This is a genomic window from Paenibacillus sp. GCM10027628 (assembly GCF_042676385.1).
Classification (GTDB): Bacteria; Bacillota; Bacilli; order Paenibacillales; family NBRC-103111; genus Paenibacillus_E.
Genome location: NZ_JBHTHA010000008.1, coordinates 1 through 17856, shown reverse-complemented (window position 1 = coordinate 17856; position 17856 = coordinate 1). Strand labels below are relative to the sequence as shown.

Annotated in this window: 15 protein-coding genes and 1 rRNA gene; all 16 read right to left on the bottom strand. The window is 50.3% G+C overall.

All coding sequences use genetic code 11. The annotated features are described in order from the left end of the window. Positions 1-19 precede the first annotated feature (19 nt). The gene (gene ggt / locus ACFQZT_RS09710) at positions 20-1615 is read right to left on the bottom strand and encodes a gamma-glutamyltransferase (RefSeq protein WP_379299072.1); all 1596 of its coding nucleotides are present in this window, start codon (positions 1613-1615) and stop codon (positions 20-22) included. Further along, the gene (locus ACFQZT_RS09705) at positions 1609-2853 is read right to left on the bottom strand and encodes a pyridoxal-phosphate-dependent aminotransferase family protein (protein ID WP_379299070.1); all 1245 of its coding nucleotides are present in this window, start codon (positions 2851-2853) and stop codon (positions 1609-1611) included. Before ACFQZT_RS09705 ends, ggt begins: the two co-directional genes overlap by 7 nt. Beyond that, on the bottom strand, positions 2840-4129 hold the full coding sequence (gene allC / locus ACFQZT_RS09700; protein WP_379299068.1) for an allantoate deiminase: 1290 nt from the start codon (positions 4127-4129) through the stop codon (positions 2840-2842). The genes ACFQZT_RS09705 and allC overlap by 14 nt, the downstream gene beginning before the upstream one ends. Further along, entirely contained in the window at positions 4122-5552 is a 1431-nt protein-coding gene (locus ACFQZT_RS09695) for an allantoinase (protein ID WP_379299066.1), read from the bottom strand. Before ACFQZT_RS09695 ends, allC begins: the two co-directional genes overlap by 8 nt. Positions 5553-5926: 374 nt before the next feature. Further along, positions 5927-6283: a hydroxyisourate hydrolase gene (gene uraH, locus ACFQZT_RS09690; RefSeq protein WP_379299064.1), complete on the bottom strand. Its 357-nt coding sequence runs from the start codon at positions 6281-6283 to the stop codon at positions 5927-5929. After that, positions 6280-7749, bottom strand: coding sequence for a factor-independent urate hydroxylase (gene pucL, locus ACFQZT_RS09685; protein WP_379299062.1), 1470 nt, complete (start codon positions 7747-7749; stop codon positions 6280-6282). Before pucL ends, uraH begins: the two co-directional genes overlap by 4 nt. Before the next feature lie 449 nt (positions 7750-8198). Beyond that, a complete protein-coding gene (locus tag ACFQZT_RS09680) occupies positions 8199-8684 on the bottom strand; it encodes a nucleoside deaminase (protein WP_379299060.1) in 486 nt (161 codons plus the stop codon). A gap of 49 nt (positions 8685-8733) precedes the next feature. Beyond that, positions 8734-9663: an ABC transporter permease gene (locus tag ACFQZT_RS09675; RefSeq protein WP_379299139.1), complete on the bottom strand. Its 930-nt coding sequence runs from the start codon at positions 9661-9663 to the stop codon at positions 8734-8736. 18 nt (positions 9664-9681) lie between these two features. After that, positions 9682-10803 (bottom strand): ABC transporter permease, encoded by a 1122-nt coding sequence (locus ACFQZT_RS09670; protein WP_379299058.1) that lies wholly within the window; start codon positions 10801-10803, stop codon positions 9682-9684. Beyond that, positions 10800-12350, bottom strand: a complete 1551-nt coding sequence (locus ACFQZT_RS09665; RefSeq protein WP_379299056.1) for an ABC transporter ATP-binding protein — start codon at positions 12348-12350, stop codon at positions 10800-10802. The genes ACFQZT_RS09670 and ACFQZT_RS09665 overlap by 4 nt, the downstream gene beginning before the upstream one ends. A gap of 285 nt (positions 12351-12635) precedes the next feature. Beyond that, complete coding sequence (locus ACFQZT_RS09660; protein ID WP_379299054.1) at positions 12636-13466, bottom strand: carbohydrate ABC transporter permease; 831 nt, start codon at positions 13464-13466, stop codon at positions 12636-12638. After that, positions 13466-14347, bottom strand: a complete 882-nt coding sequence (locus ACFQZT_RS09655; RefSeq protein WP_379299052.1) for a carbohydrate ABC transporter permease — start codon at positions 14345-14347, stop codon at positions 13466-13468. The genes ACFQZT_RS09660 and ACFQZT_RS09655 overlap by 1 nt, the downstream gene beginning before the upstream one ends. A gap of 64 nt (positions 14348-14411) precedes the next feature. Then, a complete protein-coding gene (locus tag ACFQZT_RS09650) occupies positions 14412-15800 on the bottom strand; it encodes an extracellular solute-binding protein (RefSeq protein WP_379299049.1) in 1389 nt (462 codons plus the stop codon). A gap of 180 nt (positions 15801-15980) precedes the next feature. Further along, positions 15981-16514: a chromate efflux transporter ChrA gene (gene chrA, locus ACFQZT_RS09645; protein ID WP_379299047.1), complete on the bottom strand. Its 534-nt coding sequence runs from the start codon at positions 16512-16514 to the stop codon at positions 15981-15983. Beyond that, on the bottom strand, positions 16511-17119 hold the full coding sequence (chrB, locus tag ACFQZT_RS09640; protein ID WP_379299045.1) for a chromate efflux transporter ChrB: 609 nt from the start codon (positions 17117-17119) through the stop codon (positions 16511-16513). Before chrB ends, chrA begins: the two co-directional genes overlap by 4 nt. Before the next feature lie 457 nt (positions 17120-17576). Further along, positions 17577-17693: ribosomal RNA gene (gene rrf / locus ACFQZT_RS09635) — 5S ribosomal RNA — on the bottom strand. Positions 17694-17856: the final 163 nt, after the last annotated feature.

The window sequence follows — 17856 nt, the reverse complement described above, 5'->3', positions numbered from 1 at the left end:
CTCGCTTGTTGGATAGCTGTTACCAACCGATCGCCAAGCCGTCTCCTCGCGGATCGGCAGCCCCGCTCATAATTCCATTGCTATCAATCACAATGCCCTGCGCCTGCCCCATAATGCCATCCCAACTGTTCACCGTCTCAACTCGATGTCCCCACTTCTTCAATCGTGTATATACATCCGTGTCCAAACGATGCTCCAGCTTGAGCGCATCTCCGTCCTCACCCCATGTGCGTCCGTACACCCAACGAGGGAGCGAGATCGCTTCTTGAATCGAAAGCCCGTAATCCAACACGCCTGTCAGGATAGATAGTTGTGTTTGCGGTTGACCCTCTCCGCCTTGCGTGCCGAACAGCATGTAAGGCTTTCCCTCTTTGGCCACCATGGCCGGGATCAAGGTATGGAACGATCTTTTACCCGGTTCGAGCACATTGGCACACGCCGGATCCAGTGAGAAAAAGGAGCCTCTATTTTGCATAATCACGCCCGTATCCCCGGCCACATAAGCTGCGCCAAAATCGAAATACAAGCTTTGAATAAACGAAACCGAATTCCCTTCTTCGTCTACGACAGCCGCATAAGCCGTATCCTGACCGATCGCCGGAGATAAGTGCTGGCTTGCTTTCAATGGCTCAGCCTGAATTTCGTCCCATAATTGCCTCGCATATGCCTTGGAAAGGAGCCGTTCCAGCGGAATTTCCCGGAAACGGGGATCCGTCAAGTAAAGGTCGCGATCACGGAACGCCTTCTTTATCACTTCTGACATGATATGATAAAAATTCGCCGAAGCTCTCGGTATGGCGCTTACTTCGATATTTTCCAGCATATTCATCATCATCAGCGCTGTGAACCCTTGCGAGTTCGGCGGCATTTGATAAATTTCATACCCGCGATAGGTTGTGGACAGCGGCGTTACCCATTCCCCCGTATAGGATTGGAAGTCTCCTTCCTGCAGCAGTCCCCCATCCCGCTGAATACTTTCTACAATAGCGTGCATCACGGAACCATTGTAAAAGCTCTCTCTGCCCTCTTGTTGAACAAGTCGCAGTGTCTGAGCTACTTCTTTTTGAACAAGACGGTCGCCTTCTTGAAGAAGCTTACCATGCGGCATATACAAGGCGCTCAGCTGCGCCGAAGCACGAATCCACGCTTCATCCTTACGCATCCAAAATGCCAGATTGCGGGAAATTGGGAATCCGTCCTCCGCATACGCAATCGCCGGGGCGAGCAGCTTTTCCCAGGGCAGTTTGCCGTATTTCTCCCAAACTTGCCACCACGCATCCACCATGCCAGGCACCGTAATGGCGCTTAATATCCCTCTTTGCGGGATGGCATCCAACCCTTTTTGCTTATAGTACTCCGGGGTCGCCTGCGCAGCAGACTTCCCGCTTCCGTTAAATCCAGTGAACGTCCCCGTGGCCGGATGGTGCATCAGGAAAAAGGCGTCTCCTCCAAGCCCCGTCATGTGCGGATACACAACCCCAAGTGCGGCGCTGATCGCAATCGCAGCATCAAAGGCATTACCGCCCTGTTGCAAAATCGCACTCCCGACACTGCTGGCCAAATAATGAGGCGTCGCAATCATCGCTCGCTGCGCAAGTGGCATGATGTTTAACATGGCAGATCCTCCTCTTTTCGGGCATAAAAGGCAAGAGCCGCTTGCAGCGCTTTACCAGCCGAAATGTCGACGCCGTGCCATAGCAATACGGCCTCTAATGCGCCCAGCACATGCAGCACATTTTTTTGATTGCAGCTGAAACCCATCGTGCCGATCCGCCAAATTTGACCTTTTAGCGGCCCAAAAGAGCTTGCAATTTCTATACCGAAGCTGTTCAACAGCATCGCGCGCACCGATTCGCCATCCACCCCGTTCGGGATGCGAATACAGGTTACAACCGGCATCTTACAGTCGGGATCGCCGTATAGCGACAGGCCCATTGCGCATAAGCCGGCAACGAGAGCCGCCTCGTGGCGCTTATGTCTGGCAAATCGCTCCTCCAGCCCTTCCTGCAAGACGATTCTAAGTCCTTCGCGCAGCGCATACAGCATCGTGGTCGCTTCCGTATGATGATTCAGCCGTTTCGGACTCCAATAGTCCTGCAGCTGGCCCAGATCAAAATAGTTGCTCGCGACTGTCTTCCCGAGCGGCGCTGCAGTCCCCTTTTCGCGCAAGCCGCGCTCAATCGTTTTCCGGCGCAGCACCTTCGCCTCGACGCGCTCATTGTAAGTGATCGGCGCCATGCCGGATGGCACGGACAGGCACTTCTGCGTGCCGCCGATGACGGCATCGAGCTGCCAGGCGTCCGTCTGAACGGAGACGCCACCTATCGTCGCGACCGCGTCGACGATAAGCAACGCGTCCGTTTCCCGGCACGCTGGGCCGATCCCATCGAACGGCTGAATGCAACCCGTGGACGTCTCGCCGTGCACCATCGCGACGATTTGCGGCTTTTCCCGATGAATCGCTTCGATGATCTCCTCGGGGTCAAAAACAGAACCCCAGTCCCGCTCCAGGATAACGACTTCAGCGCCGCAGCGTTCGGAGATTTCTACCAGTAAGTTGCCGAATCGGCCATAAATCGGGACGAGTACTTTATCCCCGGGTTCTATCGTACTGACCAGTACCGCTTCAATTCCTGACCGTGAAGTTCCATCTATCGGATAACACCATTGATTTTTCGTTTGAAAAACATCCCGGAGCATTTCCATCGTTTCATTCATGAGCGCTGTAAACTCCGGATCGAATTGACCGAGTATCGGATAAGACATCGCTCGCAGCACCCGCGGATCGACCTCAACAGGACCCGGGGTCATAATGGTGCGCAGCGAAGGCGATAGGTCTTTATATGATTTCATCTGCGTTTCCCCCATACCCGTATTGATACAACAAATGAACCAGCGTTTGAAATCCTGCAACAAGATCCTCGGAAGACGTGAACTCTTCGGGATTATGGCTAATTCCAGCTCGGCTCGGTACAAAAAAAAGCACTGTCGGGCATATCGCCCCGAACAACTGCGCATCATGCCCTGCACCGCTCGGCATTCTTAGACTCGAGAACCCATTCGCATCGCAAATTCGTTCGATCTCCGCAGACATACCGCTATGCATAGCCACAGGCGATGCGCTCATATGTTCAATCCATTGTATATCAAGCTCTCTACGGCTAGCGATTTCTTCGAGCTTCGTAAGCAAATTCATACAGAATGCCTGCATCTTCGATTCGTCCGTATGACGAATGTCCAAGGTAAACTCAACTTCCCCAGGCACGACGTTCGAGGTTCCTTGCTTCACATCAAGTCTTCCTACGGTTGCAACGAGCGGTTCGCCTTCCTCCAGCGCAAGCCGTTCCGTCAAAGCAACCATCTCAGCCGCCCCTGCGAGAGCATCGCGACGCATCATCATGGGCGTTGTTCCTGCATGATTCGACTTGCCTGTCACTCGGACAGACAGCCTCTTTTGACCGACAATCGCCGTAACGATGCCAATCTGTTTCTTGTTGTATTCTAGCACAGCGCCTTGTTCAATATGAATCTCGATATAGGCACCTACATCAACACGCCTCGCCGAACAGCGGACATCGCTTTGGCCTCCGAAACCGGCCTGCTGCATAGCATCCAGCAATGTCACTCCCTCTTGGTCAGCGATCGCAGCAGCCGTTTCCATGAATCGGACACCTGTCACATTTCCCGATCCCCAGAACGTAAGCGGAAAGCGGCTTCCCTCTTCTTCACAAAAGGATACCACTTCAAGCGTCCTTTTCGGCGAGCCGTATGCAGTCTTCAAGTACCCCACGGCCAGCATACTGGCCACAACGCCGTATGCGCCGTCATATTTGCCGCCATTTTTAACCGTATCTATATGAGAGCCTGTCAGGACAGGCTTCAATTCCGAGTTCGTGCCCTGCAATTTTCCAAATAAATTGCCTACAGCGTCATAGCTGGTCTCCAATCCCAATTCCTGCATCTTTGCAGCCAGAGCTTCTTGCGCTCGCAGCCATACATCGGTGTAAAGCAGTCGGGTTACCCCGCCCTCCGGGTCAGCGCCAAAGGTTGAGAGCCACTCCAGCACTTCAGGTACCCGCTTCGAGTATTGAGCGAGCAGATCCAGCGAACCCGGTGCCATTTTACTCATTGTCGTTGCCCCCAATCGCCGAACCCGCTGCGACAACCGGAAACGCCGAACCTGTGTCAGCTTGACGAACCCATGCACCCTCTGCTTTCGCCGTAACGCCAGCACCCAGTTCATAAACCATAGTCCCTCGAACAAAAGTAGCTTTAACCCGGCATCCAAATGTCTTGCCAATATAAGGACTGTGCTTGTGGCGATAGAGGAGATCGCTCTTCTCCAACGTGTAGACCTGCTTCAGGTCGACGAGAGCCAAATCAGCATCAGCACCAAGAGCTATTTCGCCTTTGCGCGGATGCAAGCCAAAGCGCTTGGCCGGCTCCAGAGAGAGCATGCGCGCGATTTCCGTCAGCGAGATGCTTCTGCGAAGGTGCCCCTCTTCCAGCAGAAGCTCAAGCGAGCTTTGCGCACAAGAAATGCCGCCCCACGCCTCGAAAATGTCCCCCTGCTTCATCGACGACGGACACGGCGAGTGATCGGAAGCAATGATGTTGAGCGCACCTTCCGCCACTTTCGTCCACAGACGCTCCTGATCTTCCGCGCTGCGCAAAGGCGGCGCGCATTTGGCAACAGGGCCGAGCCGCTCCAAATCCGCCGACGTTAGAGTCAAATAATGCGGGCACGTCTCCACGGTGACATCCATCCCTTTGGCCTTCGCCTCCGTGATGACTTGCACCGCTTCCGCGCTGCTGATGTGCACGAAGTGCAGCTTGCAGCCCGTTTGCTCGGCGTAAAAGAGCGCTCGATTTACTGCTTCAAGCTCCGCCAAAATCGGTCGTGTCGCCACATAATCCAGCGCCCCCCGCTTACCTTCAGCCTGCGCCTGCGCAGCCAACCTAGACACGATGGCTTCGCTCTCCGCATGTAGCGCCAGCACTTTGCCCAAACGGGCGATCTCTTTCATCCCCTCATACAAAGTCAGGTCGTCCACCTCAGCGAAAATATCTTCGCCCTCCCCGCCCGGACAAGACATGAAAGCTTTAAAGCCAACGACGCCCCTCTCCGCCAGGTCTTCCAAATGAGCCACATTACCGGGCACGAGACCACCCCATAGCGCATAATCCACATACGACGAGCCCTCGGCCGCTTCCAGCTTGCGCTCCAGCGCGCTCAGTCGGGTCGTTGGCGGCACTCCGTTCAGGGGCATATCGATATACGTCGTGCAACCGCCGGCGGCAAGTGATGCCGATCCGGTCGAAAATCCTTCCCAATGACCTAGCGCTGGCTCATTGAAATGAACATGCGCATCGACCATACCGGGCATGATGTGCAAGTGCTCAGCGTCATAGATAAGCTTATGCTCCGGAACGAGCAGGTTTTCGCCGAGCGCGGCAATTTTGCCGTCGAGAATCCCAATGTCTAACGGGCGCACGTCATCCGCCAGGACAACCGTGCCATTTTTGATAACAAGATCAAACGGTTTATTCACGAAAAACCCTCCCCCGAACTAAGTCTCTCACCAGGAACACATCTGCGCTCTTGGTTTCGCCTCTTTACTCCTGATGGAGTGCAGCCAAACGGAACGACAGTACCTTATTATTCGAAAAAACCAGAAAATCGTAACTTCGTGGAACAAGAGTATCTTATTTAGCAAAATGGTCGCTTATGGCAGTTGAGTGATACGAATAAGTGATCGACGTTCCACTAACAATCAATGCGAGTCGCATTCCATCCGAATAACGCATCGTCGTTCCCTTGCCCACGCTCACGACCACGCCCTCGCCAGGCCCTCACCCACACCTCGCCCTCGCTTCACTCCGCTAAATCCCTCGGTCAAGGAGCGTCCGGTCGAATTCTCCGCCATCAACTCCCCCGATAAGTGTTGTAACCCCAGGGAGCTATCAAAAGCGGAACATGATAATGCGCTGCCGGATCCGAGATTCCGAATCGTATCGGCACCTGATCCAAAAAAGCAGGCTCAGCCAGCTCCACTCCACGCCCGCGGAAATAATCGCCTACATGAAAAACGAGTTCATAAACGCCTGACTTAAACCCTTCGCCGCCAAGCATGGCCCCGTGCACGCGTCCGTCGGCATTCGTCCATTCCGTCCGAAGCAATTGCGATTTTCCGTCCTGAAGAAGGAACAAGTCGATGCGGACTCCGCTGGCAGGACACCCGCCACTTATATCGAGCACATGCGTCGTCAACCCTGCGCTCATAGCCCCTCCAGATCTCGCTTCGTCATCGAGAAGCCTTGGAAGCCGTAAGGAGGACGAGGTTCCGTGAATACTTTTCCTTCACCCGTTGCAACCTCCTCCAAAATCGTTTCCCAAGTGCGGTTATTGGACTCAAAACGAATCTCTTTCAATTGAGGAAAACGCGTCAACGCTCGTTGCCCGATTCGGTAAATGAGGTTTTGAATCGACGGCGAGTTCTGTTCATGAAATACCGTATGTGCAATATCCCTGATTTGCTCAGACGCTACATAGCCGCCACGGTCTGCATCCAAAGCATCTTCTACTTTTTCATAATCCCAAGCGATATCGAGGAAAATGAATAATGGACGATCGAACGATTCCGGCAGCGTCGTGTACTCGTCTCTGACAAATCCGGCGAAAGAACTTCCTCTCACCTTAATTAATTTCAGGTCGGCTACACCGCCAGAGTGGCGGGCGACAGAGATTCCCTCTTCTGTCCTCACCACCTCAACCAACGCTGTCGGATGCTCATTTTGCGAATAACGGTACACCAGATTGCTGCCCTCCAAGCCTTGCTGTCCAGGTACCGGCAGCACATCAAAAGGCACCTGATCCGCCGTCATCTTCACTCCCATCATTTGTGGATAAGTTTCCAGAAACTTCCTTGCCGCAAACTCCAGGAAACCTTCCGCAGTAGCCCCTTCATACTCGCCGGCTTTTCGGAGAATAAAATTTTTCATGGAGTCCGTTGCTACGACGAAAGAGTTATCCCCTTCTGAAAAAGAAGTAAAAAACCTTTCACCGCTGACCGCGATTTTAATGTTCATCCCAAACAAAATATTGTCCCTACCGGTACAACCGGATTCCGGTATGACCGTTAAATTCGTAAGCGGTTTGGCATACGAGCGGTAAACCCATACGTCCCCTTTACCGTAGTACATGATTCTTTCAGATCCGTCGCTCGCTTTCATTGCCAGTTCCTCCGCTTCATTGGTTATGATGGGTTCAAGACGAAACCGCCCGATTTTACAAACTTCCTGCAGAGCCTTCCCCAGCTCCGTTTCTACGTCACGTTCGATTCGAAGCTTAATGGCCTCGCGGATCGTTTCTTTGGTCTGGCCTTTGACAGCCATTATGAAAGGAAACTTGAACTTTTCCGTATATTGCTTGTTGAATGCAAGAAATTGTTCATATTCTTCTGGTGTTAGACGGTCCAACCCCGCACCGGATTGTTCTTGCACCGAATGATCCGTCATGCGGACGCGAGTGCCCAGATCAGGGTGAGCCCTTAACAGGGCAAGCTGCTCATCTTTGCCGGCTCTCCAAACCTCCCGTTCAAAAGCGCTGATCAAATCTTGAATGGAAGTAAATGGAGCCGAGCCCCAGGCACGTTCTGCAATCCACGGCGAGCGCTCGAAAAGGGGACCGAACATCTGGATAAATCGATCTTGATCCAGTTCATTCACTTCGTGCAGCGTGAGTTTCATTGACATATCACCTCTAGTTCTATGCATTTCAACAAGATCTTGATTAGAATTTGTTTCATTGTAAATCCGTGCCGCTAAAGGGTCAATTTACATGACGCAAGTTTGTAATCTTTCATAACACTGGCTATATTTTTTGTATACGTGCACCTTGACACCCTTGAGACGATCCTTTGTGCCAGCAAAAAGGAGCTGTCTCGATAGCTCGGATAGCCAGAAACTCGAATTTGGCTTCGAGAGAACAAAGGTCCATAAACAACGAATGTTGTTTATGGACCTTTGTTCTCTAACCGCATTTTCAGATCAATTCTCCCATTTATTAGCGTCACAGGGTTCTTTATTTGTGCACCTTGGGACGGACTCTAATCTGGAAAAACAGCCAGACTGCTTAGCAGAAGCCGAGCTGCCCCCAAGCAGAATGTCTACTTTTGGACAGCTCCTCATCACCGCTTTTACGACCAATATCCCTCATGCGCTGCAACAGCTTCCGCCTCAACCTCTGGGAACGGCCCGATCACTTCGATCGCCTTACTTCCTCTTGCAAATACTTCTCTACAAGGGAGGTCCAGCGTCGGATTCTGCTCATCTTCACCTGTCAATTCAGCCAGCCGTTTTTCCGACATCCCATAGACGACGCGCCCGACATTGCCCCAATAAATGGACCCAGCGCACATGGCGCAAGGCTCTGTTGAAGTATACAGCGTGCATGCCCACAGCTCTTGTCTGCTGAATCGCTTGGAAGCCGCCTCCATCAACGTTGTTTCCGCGTGCCCCGTGCAGTTGGATTCCGTGATTTCGATATTGCCCTGCTCCAATAAAATCTCACCCTTCGGCCCCACTAACAGCGCCCCAAACGGTGTGTTTCCAGACTTTCTTGCTATCCACGATAACTCTACACATTTTCTCAAATACGGAATGTGGCTTTCTCGCTCTTTCACCACAGTCCCCCCTTTCCTCATATGCTCTTGACCTGTGATATATGCAACCTTAAAATCTTTGTTCACGCAGATAAGGAACTCCCAGCGCTTCCGGCGTGCCGGACGGCTTATTCCGATTTCTCCAGCCCAAAAACATAAGGACTAGAATCGTGACGATGTACGGTATCATTTTCAGAAAATAAGACGGAATATGGCTGCCGATCAGTTGCACCCTGAACCCCAGTGAATCGAGCACGCCAAAGAAATAGGCGCAAAACAGCGCGCGAACCGGATTCCATCTGGCGAAAATAATAAGCGCCACCGCGATCCAGCCACGCCCGGCCGTCATACCCTCGTTCCAAGTCGGTGTGTAGACCAGCAGCAAATCTGCGCCCGCAATACCGATGAGCATAGACCCGATAATGACGCAGACGTAACGAATGGCCATTACTGAAATCCCCATTACATCCGCAGTGGCCGGATGATCCCCGACCGCGCGTAGATGCAGCCCCCACGAGGTACGATGAATAAATAAATGCATGCCAGTCACTAGAACCAAGCTGATCCAAGTAAATAGATCCATGTGCGCGAATACACTTCCTACGAGAGGAACAGGCTCCAGCCAAGGAATATCCAACTTAGGTACGGCTCCTTGTATCGGCTGTCCACTAATCTTTTTACCCAGATAAGCGCTTAGTCCCGTTCCGAACAAGGTCATGGCCAAGCCACTCACAACTTGATTGGAACGGAGCGTCACACAGAGAAAAGCATGCACAAGCCCCAATACACCGCTTACGACAAGTACACTGAGTATCGTTAGCGGCAAGCTGCCCGTTTGAATGAATACCAGGCACGAGGTCACGGCCCCCATGAGCATAAGCCCTTCCGCACCCAACTGCATAATGCCGGATCTTTCAATCAAAATGCCGCCTAAGACGGCAATAAGCAGCGGCGTTCCGGACGATATCGCGGCGCCAATGAGCTGCGTAATTGCATCCATCATTACTCCCTTCCTTTCTTAACGATTGCGGCGCAGCCGGATTTTCCCGGCCATACCGCCAGCTATTAGAAAAAATAAGATGGCGCCTTGAATCATCGAAGAGATCGACGAAGGCAGACCGATCGTCTGAACACTATAACCGCCGACAATCAGCCCGCCAAAAAGAATGGACGAAACAACAATGCCTGCCGGATTAAGCTTAGCCAGCCATGCGACGATGATTGCAGTATACCCATAGCCCGGCGATATGCCATACATGAGCCGATGGGCAACACCGGACACCTCGCTCATCCCCGCTAGTCCCGCCAACCCGCCGCTAATGGCCATCACGATGAGCACATGTCTGGTTATGAGTATCCCTGCATTTCTAGCCGCTTCCCCATTCGCGCCGATAAGGCGAAGCTCGTAGCCCCATCGCGTAAAGCGAATCACAAAAGCGTAGAGGAGCACGGCAATGATCGCAAAAATAACGCCCAGATGAAGCCGCGACGTACCGAACGATGGCAGGGACTGAGCGGCATTAAACATCGGGGAACCCGGAAAGTTGAAGCCCTTCGGATCCTTCCACGGGCCGAAAACGGCATAATTCAGCGCCAGCATCGCTACATAGTTCAGCATTAACGAAGTGATGAGTTCATTGACTTGAAAATACGTTCGCGGAATTGCAGTCAACAATCCCCAGATGCCGCCCGCCACAACACCTGCAACTACCATGAAGGGGATCGACAAGTACATTGGCAAATGTGGGAAATAGACCGTAACCGCTGTAGCAGCCATCGCTCCAGCTAGAAACTGACCCTCGGCGCCTATGTTCCACACCGATATGCGATAAGCAAGCGATACGCCCAGACCGCATAGCAAGAGTGGAATCGCTTTGACAAGAGTTTCCGTAATGCCGAATGAAGAGCCGAACGCTCCTTTGAGCATTTTCGCGTATACGACAAAAGGACTCATTCCGTTCATGGCGATAAAAACGCCGCATACGATGAGAGCCAATACGATTGATACTAACGTAATCCACCATGGGCTTTCGCGGCCCACGGCATCGATCTCGAAACGATACGGCAAGCGGAATCCTGCTTCTCTTTTCGGCTGCGATTGTTCAACCGGAATCGCGCCTATGAACCGTTGATCACTCATCCGACAACCCCCTTAGCATCCAGCTCTCTAACACCGGCCATTAGCATGCCAATATGACCGCGATCCGCTTCCGGACGCAGGATATCTCCTACGATGCGTCCTCCAAACATGACAAGGATGCGGTCAGCCAATTGCAGCACCTCATCCAAATCCTCGGAAATAAGCAAAACACTTCTTCCATTCCCGCGCAGTTCTTCCAACAAACGATACACGCTTTCCGATGCGCCTACATCTAATCCCTGCGTGGGATGAACGGCCACCATCAGCTTCGGATCCTGATCAATCTCCCTGGCGAACAAAAGCTTCTGCTGGTTCCCACCTGACATGTATTGTACAGGTGCATCCAACCCGGATGTTTTCACATCGAACCGTTCCACAAGTGACTGCGACCAACTCCGGTTACTTTCGGTTCGAAGCAGGCCAAACCGCGAACGTGCCTTGGAACTGTACGTTTTTGCAAGCAAATTGTCCACCGCCCCCAAGCTGCCTGCGAGACCGCTCTTCATACGGTTCTCCGGCACATGGGCGATGCCCGATTCGATCGCTCCGCGCACGGATCCTTTCCGGAGCTCACGGCCGTCAAAGCGGATCTCGCCTTGCTTCCATTCGCGCAGTCCGGTCAGTACTTCTGCGAGCTCCTTCTGACCATTGCCGGACACCCCAGCGACGCCGACAATCTCCCCTTCGCTAACATGAAAATCAAGTCCGTCCAGCGCCTTACGTCCATGATCCGCGTAGACCTCCAGACCTTTGACCACCAGCCTCGGGTTACCAGGTGTCCCTGCGTGCATACTCACACGCCTTTCCAACTGATCTTGGCCTACCATCAGCTGTGCCAGCTCACGTTCATTCGTTGCCGCTTTGTCCATGGTCGCGATCATCCGGCCTTTGCGCATGACCGAAATTCGGTCGGCGGACTGCATGACCTCCTTCAGCTTATGCGTAGTCATAATGACGGTTTTACCTTCCTGCTTCATGCGGTCCAGCGTCTCGAACAACTGATCGACCTCCCCTGGCGTCAATACTGAGGTGGGCTCATCCAGAATAATCAAATCCGCGCCGCGATACAGCGTCTTCACGATTTCAACGCGCTGCTGCTCACCGACGGACAACTGCCAAATCGGCCGATCTACCGGGAAAGGTAGCCCGAAACGCCGCGAAATCCCCTCGATCTGCTCCTGTTTGTTCTTCATCCAACGGGGACCTCGCCAATAACCGGATTTCTCGCCAAGCACAATGTTTTCCGCTGCCGTCAGCGTCTGTACTAAGCGAAAATTCTGAAAGACCATCCCCACACCCAGCTTCATCGCATCCTTCGGCGACCGAATACGCACTTGCACGCCATGGATGCGAATTTCCCCGCTTGTGGGGCGATACACGCCGGAGAGCATACACATCATGGTGCTTTTCCCCGCGCCATTTTCACCAAGCAGCGCATGAATCTCCCCGGCCTTGGCCCGGAAATCGACTTGATCGTTGGCAATCACGGTGCCAAACTGCTTGACAATATTCTTCATCTCTACGGAATCGTGAGATATGTTCTCCATGAGCTGAGCCACCCCTCCCCCCGGTTTTATGAATCTATATGTGCAAAACAGCATCTCCCCTCATAAGGAATCTGCTGCTTCAAATTCTGATTATTTCATCCGGTTTTCTCCTCACTATAACGCTCGAATAAATTGTACGTCAATTTACCTCACACACATTTGGTTGAGATGACGAACGGCGATTTCTAATTTGTGAAAAAATACGGATTCCAAGCACATAAAAACGCTCCCCATCATTCAGGAGCGTTTTTATGTCACTCTTCGTCACATTGACTCTAACATCCTCTATCCCTTCACACTGCCTGCCGTAAGTCCTTCAATAATCGTTTTTTGCAGAAACGCGTAGATCACAAGTACAGGAGCAACAGAAAATACTACACCCGTACTGATAAGCGCATAATTGGTCTGGAAGGCGTTTCTGAATTGCACCATCCCCGTCGGCAGCGTCCGCAATTGATCTTTACTGATGAAGAAATTCGCAAGCAAGTATTCATTCCAGTTCCCTAGGAAGTTAATAATAAATACCGTCACCAACGCAGGCAGCGTTAGAGGCAGGATGATCCTAATAAAAAGCCCTGGTGAACTCAATCCGTCTACAATGGCTGCTTCCTCCAGCTCATTCGGAATTGCCCGCATGAAGGCGGAAATCAGAAGGATGCTTAATGGGATCGCACCTGCTGTATAAGGCAGAAACAAAGACCAGTGAGTATTCAAAATCCCCATATTCTTAACAAGAATATACTGGGCAATAAACAGCACATTCCCTGGAATGAGCATGCCGATCAACACGAACTGATAAAGCACCTTGCTTGCTCTTATAAATTTCATCCGCGTAACAGCAAAGGAGGCGCCTGCCGCCAGAAATACTCCGGTAACTGCCGCAGACAAGGAAAGGTAAACACTGTTGAAAAAGTAAACGCTTATTTTTGCCTTCACCCAGGTCGTTACGTAGTTTTCAAAGTAAAGCTTGCTCGGAATGGCAAATGGATGAGCGGCAATATCGACATTGCTTTCTTTCAAAGACGAAAATACGACGAAAACAAAAGGAATCAATACGACCACCACGTACACGAGTAAAATGAGATGGGGTAACAGCTTTTTTACCGTAGTTGGCATCAGTATTCAATCCTCTCTTGGTTTCTTCCGACAGTGAGCTGAAAAATGGCCGTCAACAGCAAGGCAATGACGAAAATCAGAATCGAAAGCGCGGTTCCGAATCCGTACTCGCCATATTTGATTGCTCTTGTTACCATGTAAGAGGCCATTACCTCTGTCGCTCCGACAGGCCCCCCGTTTGTCATTACGAGCACGATTTCGATAACCCTCATTGCACCTGCAATGGAGAGCATAACGACGACAGATATGATCGGTTTAATTAACGGTATCGTTATCGAAGTCGCTCGTTGAAAATAATTGGCCCCGTCGATTTCAGCCGCTTCCCCTAATTCCTTGGGTATAGCTAGAATCGCGGCAAGCACAAGCACGATAAAGAAGCCCATCCACTGCCACGCATTCGTTATCAACACGGAGAGCATGGCCCATTTCTCATCAGACAGCCAGTAAATCGGCTCAATGCCAAACAAACCTAGAAATTTGTTCAAAACGCCGATTTCCGGCTCATAAATAAAGCCCCACAATATGCCGATAACCGCTGTGGATAAAATTGAGGGCATAAAAACTGTTGTTTTGTATAAACCCTGCAGTCTCTTGACTCCTGATATGAGTATGGCAAAAAAGATAATGAATGGCACCTGAACAAACACCGAAAACAGGATGAAATACACATTATTCTTGACCGCATTCCAGAAATCAAGATCTTCAAATGCTTTCATAAAGTTGTCGAAACCAATGAAATGAGGCTCTCCTAACCCATTCCAGTCCGTAAATCCATAATAGACCGACGTCAGCATCGGATAAATAAAAAACAAAAAGTACAAGAGGAGTGAAGGCAGTATAAACATGAGATACACTGCCGGGTTCTTCATCGTATGATTCATAGTTCCCACCCTTCCGAGAAAAAAAGCACCGCCCACACTTGGGCGGGCGGCAGCTCCTGATTCCTTACTTCTTCGCGTTAGCGGCTTCTTGCACTTTTTGAAGCGCGTCCGCCACTTGTTGCGGCGTTGCTTTACCGGCAATCAGCTTTTGGAGCTGGGCTTCCGTTTCTTTATAAACATCGGATTGAATCGTCGAATCGAAGTGGGAGAATGCGCCTCCGGACTTCTGAATAATATCCATCACTTCTTTAACAATCGGATCTTGAACTTTGGCAATAGAATCATTGGAAAGCTTCATCGAAGGCAGCAAGTTATCTTCAAGCAATCCGCGCAGCTGAATCTCTTCGTTGTACATATTTTTGATGAATGCCTTCACAGCCTTCTTCTCGTTATCATTCAAGTCGGAAGAGAAGCCGTAGCCGTTCGAGTAGTTGCCGTTTACCTGCGTTTGATCGCCTTTCCCATTCGGTACCGCCGGCATAGTCACGTAACCTACTTTATTGGTCAGATCTTTCGCTTGGGCCTGGTCTTTAAATACCGAGGATCTCCAGCTGCCGTCAAACATCATACCGGCTTTGCCCGTTAAGAACTGGTTCAGCATTTCCGGATATTCCATCCCCAGCTCGCCTTTCGTGAAATACCCCTTCTTCTCCCAGTCATCATATTTCGCAAAAGCCGCTACAGCTTCCGGCTCGTTCCATTTTCTTGTACCGGCTGGAAGTCCTGTTACGATATCAGGTCCTGCAAAACGGCCAAGCAATGTGTTGACTAGCATATTCGGTACCCATGCACCTTTGGAACCCATTGCGAATGGCGTTACATTATTTTTCTTCAACGTATCCGCGGCTGCTTCCAGCTCTGCAAAGGTAGTCGGTGGTTTGATACCGTACTTCTCGAACATTGGCTTGTTGTAGTAAATACCTTCCGTACTGCCTCCAATCGGCAAACCGTAGATCTTGCCGTCCTGCGTAAATTGGCTCATATTGATGAACTTGTCTTTGATACCCAGTTCAGTGATAATCGGTGTCAGGTCAAGAAGACGTCCTGCTTTTGCATACTTCAACGCATCTCCTGCGCCGCCGAACAAGTCAAAAATTTTAGGAGGATTTCCTGCAGCCATTTCCGCAGGGAGCTTCGTGAAACGGTTGACTTGATCCTCTACGCCATCCAACTCGAACTTTAGACCTGGGATTTCACCTTCTGTTTTCTTTACGACATCATCCAGGATGGCTTTGCGAAATTTTTGCGCCTCACCGATTTGAATGTGACGAAGCGAAATGGTAAACTTTTCTTCTTTTTTAGTCGGAGCAGGTGTAGTGGTTGCTGCAACCGTTGGTGCTGCAGATGCTGTAGGTTCTGATTTTGCCCCTGTCGTATTGCTGCCTCCACAGCCAGCAAGTAATGCAGAAACGCCTGTAACAAGTGCAAGGGACATGGTCAAACTTTTTTTCATCGTTCTAGACCCTCCTAAATTTTGGTATAAACCACCGCGTTGCAACTTAATTATATTTTCACGGTCGTCATCCCAATAGGCCTACATTTTAATAAAATAGGGATAAAATTCCTTAATTTTTTCGCACAAAAAAAACGCCCCTGTCTTCAGGAGCGCATAAACATTTACGTTCATCATTAATTACGATAGAAATACCCCGCCATAAACAAAAGCCGCCACAATAATAAAGGCAGGGTGAATCTTTTTAAGTTGAATCAAATAAAAAGCAACAGCCGCAATGCCGATGAACTGTAAATATCCGATTGCTTTCGCAGACTCAACAATACTGCTCCATGTCACCAACAGCATCATAATCGCAATGACCGGCTGTACAAGCAGCGTCATCCCTTTAATAGCGGGAGCCTGCTTATACTTCTGCAAGATATTCAGCAAAATGATTAACGCGATAACGGATGGGACAACCGTCGCTGCGACTGCAATCAAAACGCCCACCCAGCCGGCCACCTGATACCCGACATAAGCGGCTATCTTCGTCGCGATCGGTCCTGGCAGCGCATTACCAAGCGCCAGCATGTTCGAGAATCCGCTGCTTGTCATCCAAGCATGATTCGGAACAATTTCTTGATACATCAAAGGGATCGATGAAGGCCCTCCCCCATATCCGAACACATTCGACAGGAAAAAGCTAACGAGTAAATGCCACCATTCGTTCATGCGTCTTCACCTTTCTCCAGCCTTCTGCTTTTCCACTTGTCCTTGAGCTTATGATGGAAAGCACCGTACAGCAGGAAGAGAAAAATCACAATCGCCGGATGTACAGCAAACGTCTGCAACAGTAAAAATGAAATCACAAAAGAACCAATGCCTGCATACCAGCCAAGTCCTTTAATTGCCTTTTCCCCAAACTCGTACGCCATAACACCTAGCATGACAGCAACAACCGGTACAACAGCAGCGATCATCCCCTTAATAATGGAGGAAGTGCTGAAAAAATGAATGAACGAGTAAAGACCTACCATAGCTATACATGTAGGAGCAATATGCGCTAATACGCCTAATAAAGCACCCCAAGACCCTTTCAGGCGATACCCTAAGTACCCGGCAAGTTTCGTAGCAATAGGCCCCGGCAACGCATTTGCTATAGCTAGCACTTCGCCGAACTCCTCATCTTTCATCCATTGGAATCTGGTAACCGCCTCATAACGGATCAACGGCACAATAGATGGACCGCCTCCATAACCTAATATGCCCGTTCGGAACATCGCCGTACAGATTTGAACATATGCGTTTCCTATTCTTCTCACTCCAGTCTTCCTCATACCAAGATGTTCTCCAACTATGTTAATTATCGCATATTTTCAATCCTTATTATCATTTCACCGATCAATTTGGTTAATTTCACAAAATAAAACCATAAGATTTGGCATGTCTGCTTTATCTAAAGAAAAACCTTGCCGGCTCGAATAGGAGAGGAGCTCACTTCAACTGCCCAGTCTTTATTAAAAGTCAATCGTTGGGCTTGAATCTGGGAACGAGGGTGTGTTATTTTAACTTCCATATCAATTTTGTCACTTTTGCGGAACTACGATTCGCTAATCTGTTTTTACAGAGTTATCGAAGCTTGATCTAGCTATAATAAGAGATCGACATTCCAAGAAACCGCCTCTATACCTGTAAAATTGGGAAATAACACACTGTCGTTCCCTGAATGACAGAATATAGAAAAAGGTTATCTCAATGACAGCAATTACTGTCATGAGATAACCTTTTTATCTTGCTTGGCAACGTTCTACTCTCCCAGAACCCTTCGGTTCAAGTACCATCGACGCTGGAGGGCTTAACGGTCGTGTTCGAGATGGGTACGCGTGGATCCCCTCCGCCATCATCACCAAACGTATCAAGGTTTATTCCTTGAAAACTAGATACGAAACTTGCGTAAAGTGTGTTAGAACTTAGTCTTTCCGGGCCCCAATCAAGTATTCGGAATCAGCTACAAAGCTTCTCTTCACTTTCTTGGGTATCTTGGTTAAGCCCTCGACCGATTAGTATTCGTCAG